The following is a 3,328-nucleotide window of genomic DNA, read 5'->3' on the forward strand; positions in this document are numbered from 1 at the left end:
GGCGCAGTCAATCCGACCGAATCAACCATTCGATCATCAGAGAAATCGAATTCGCCATGCAAATTGAAATGCTGCCAAGTGACCACTGAACCGTTACGAATCGCTTCAATCAATTCCGCTTTGCGCACCTCATCTGGTTCATCTTCTAAAGCGCGCGTCAGAAAAAGATAGTTCCAACAGATGATCGCATTCTTGATCAACCGCCTGCAACCCTCTGCGATTTCCTGATCTTCTTTTTCACTTTGAATGAACTCGTGATTGTGACCAAAGGAAATTGCTTTGGCAAATTTGTGTGATCCTTCAACCTTGTTGAGCTGCTTTTCGATCGACTGCCTGAGCATCGGATCGTCGACGTATTTTAAAATAAAAATTGATTTCGGTAGCTTACCAAATTCCTTTAATGCCTGGTACAAGGGATGTTGTCTGGAATAAGAATTCAATCGTTTAAAAAGTTGCGATGCCGTTGCCACTTTCAACCGAATGGTCGCGATGAAGCGCAAAATTTCATCCCACTGTGGCTCAATCATCGTTTCGCGAATCGCTCGATGCGGTAGCAGCGCGGCATATCCTTTGTCCTCGTAAAATTTACGATTCTTGAATGCATAGAGACGTTGTCGCCCGATGCCCTTGATACGCGGCGCGAACATGGTGTTCAACAAATATGTCGATCCAAAGATCACTTCTGAATAACCATGCGTGTCCGTGGAATGAATGTCACTCTTGATGACATCATTGTGCATCAGACCATCGATCACGTAAGCTGCTTCGCGCTCAGCGGAAGTGATGACGGTAGAGTGCCATAGCAAGTGGCGCATGTCGATGAAGCTTATGACACTCACACCTTTATCTTTTCCAAAATATTTGAATGAGTAGTTGGTATTCAAGGAGTCGACAGCGACTTCAAATTTTTGCCCATCGCTCGAAGTATGCAACACGTCTGCTTGTTGTCGATAAAGATTGGGTAATTCCATCTTATCGACAAACTGCAAAATACGATCATTGGCACTATGAATATTAGTCGAAGCAAAGTACCAATTGACTGCAGTATCAAGTTCATTCTCGTTAATTTGTTTGGAGATTTGCGCAAGCTTTCTGTGACCGATGTCGCATCCATAGCCGATGATACCGGCGAAGAAAACTTTCTTTTGTGGCTTGGCTGGTTGATGCTTTGGTTGCCAGTGTTCGAGTTCATCGAGAAAGCCTGTTGTTTGATCTACCGTTGCCAATACTTCGAGCAAAGAAATGTATTTGCGTTCTGGGAAAAAGGTAGAAAGAGAAAGTGCTTCTGTCTCCTCAAGCTTCGGTGTGCTGATCTGAAAGCTGCCATCCGGGCGAAGACTGAGCAGTGGATTGTCGCCGGCAGAAAAATGCCTATTCGTTTCCTCATACTGGGCGTCGAGCGCCTCATTAAGTTCCTGTAACGTGGCTCCGCAATCAACGAATTGTTCCAACTGCGCACGGCGTATATAGGTTTCGCGGTTCGCGTCCCAATCGGACTTCGCAATCAGGTAGTCATCCAAAGAACGGTACTTCTCAGAGTGCACCAAGTTTAAGGTGCCGGATTTGATCGCATCGGCGATCGCAATATAAAGCAGTACTTTATAGAGCGAGATCCGAAATTTTCCGTCAACTCCGACGACAGCTGCCCGCTCTTCGTAAGAAAGAAAATTGGTGGGCGCATGCTTATCGATGACGCCTGCATTACCTTGGTAATGCAGTACGGCCACAAATAATTCTGGCTTGCGGCAATGCGAATCAAATTGCACTTGGCGCACAATTTCCGCAACGCGATTTTGCAGTTTCAACGACTGCTGTTCAAGTAGCACGTAATAGTCCTGTCCACGATGGATGGTAGCCATGTTCTGTTTGAAGTCATTGATCTGTTGCTCAACCGGTGATTCTTTTGGTGTCTTCAAAGATAGCACTGTGTCGATAGCGATGACTTTCTGGCTGTCCGTTAATGCATCATCGGCGATGATATGCCTGATTGCCGATACAGTTCCGATGATGGTCTGTCCAAGGCGATCTGCGAGCGTAAAGAATTTTTGCTCGCGCTGTTCTCGGTCTTGATAGTACGATTCTTTATGGGCTTTCTCAGCGATGTTACGAGCCGACTGCACTGTGAACAACAAGATGTCAATCAGCGTGTCATGCAATTTATAGGTCTGAAAAATAATGAATGCGATCAAATGCAAATAGCGATCTTCCGCCGAACGGCGAGAGACTTGCGGCACTTGAAATTTGATCACAGAATAGGCGTAATGACGAACACACTCATAACGCAAGGAAAGTGAATCGATGATCGGTTTCAAATCAAGATAAAATGCGAGCAAGGTTCCCAAGTCGTTTAGATTAGCTTTGATTTTCGAAGGCTGCGTCGACTGAAATGGCTTCTTCAATAACGTGAGCGAATAACATCGACTATCATCTGTGCCGTACTTCGTCTCTTTCAACAGAAGGGAATCGAGTTTCTCCCGCTGTGACTCGGTAAGACTAGCGGTAATAATGTGCCCTAGCTCACGCTGATAATCGTTGATCGCTTCCACAATTAGATCGGCGAGAATGGCGTAGCTAGGCATTGCAATTTTTTTGGTGGTTAGCTGTTCGATGATTTCCAGGAGAACTAATTTTGGTCGGAATTGAACGCGCACCATCATCGCGATTTCGTTCGCTGTGAATGCTTTCGCGGCATCGTCAAAAGCACTACAACCAAAATAACGTAAGATCAAATTTTGGTGCCGAAGATAGGTTACTTTGCTATAAGCTTCAGGCAGAATATCGCTTGGATTTAGGCCAATTTGTTTGGCGACGAATTCGATGTCCGCTTGGTGGAATTGTCGTGCGAAAAATTTTCGGCGCGCTTTAAAATAGCCTGCGGTTACGATGAAGCAAACCTTGTTGGTCGGCGTTCGCATCCCTTCCATCAGATCAGTGAACATGAGAGGTGCAAAAAAGAAATTATAGCGCTCAGTATTATTAAATACAGGTGGAGAATCGAAGGCCGCCTGCTCCAAGGCATTAAAAATAGTCATTCTTGGCATTGGAGACCTCTCGTGAAATGAAAAATGCGGGCGGGCATTCTATCCTGAATAACCGACTGCAATTCGAGAGGCGATATGCTGGAATGGTTGATAAAGCGCTGGAGCCGTGCGTCGCGGCCATAAATAATCGCGATTTAAGTGCTGGGGAGGGGGCGAGAGATCGGCCTGTCAGAACGCGCTACATTCAACGATTTGATGGTCGAGGGATAGAATATGTCAACGGACTTTAAAAAACGGCTGATTTATCATTTCTGTGGAACTTTAGCTCCGTTTGTTTAGACGGACCC

The 3,328-nt window shown here is 45.6% G+C and carries 1 protein-coding gene; it reads right to left on the reverse strand.

Annotated elements, in window-relative coordinates:
• Positions 1-3,041 (reverse strand): Tn3 family transposase (locus tag H8L47_RS29045; protein WP_186957319.1); only part of this gene is annotated, 3,041 nt, incomplete at its 3' end.
• Positions 3,042-3,328 lie beyond the last annotated feature (287 nt).

This window comes from Undibacterium umbellatum (assembly GCF_014284125.1).
Classification (GTDB): Bacteria; Pseudomonadota; Gammaproteobacteria; order Burkholderiales; family Burkholderiaceae_D; genus Undibacterium; species Undibacterium umbellatum.